Raw genomic sequence first — 274 nt, 5'->3', positions numbered from 1 at the left:
CAAGGTGTTCGCACGCTACACCGTGCGCGAGATTTTCTCGACCAAGCGTGCCGAGATCGCCCAGATCATGGAAACCGAACTGCGCACGCGCCTGGCGGCCGACGGCGTCACGCTGCGCAGCATCCAGATCGGCAAGGTGGACCTGCCCGCCGAGTACCGCCGCGGCATGGACAGCCTGCTGGCCGAGGAGCTGGCCTCCGAGAAGATGCGCTACACGCTGGAGCTCAAGGACAAGCGCGTCAAGGAAACCGAGCTGGACGCCAATGCCGACAAG

1 protein-coding gene is annotated in these 274 nt (G+C 65.0%); it reads left to right on the top strand.

Annotated features, from left to right (window positions below; genetic code table 11):
- Nucleotides 1–274: SPFH domain-containing protein (locus NE668_RS09785; RefSeq protein ID WP_256196779.1), on the top strand; the 274-nt coding region annotated here is incomplete at both ends.

This window comes from Veillonella parvula, from assembly GCF_024461875.1.
Classification (GTDB): Bacteria; Bacillota; Negativicutes; order Veillonellales; family Veillonellaceae; genus Veillonella; species Veillonella parvula_I.
This window is presented reverse-complemented; position numbering and strand designations above follow the sequence as displayed.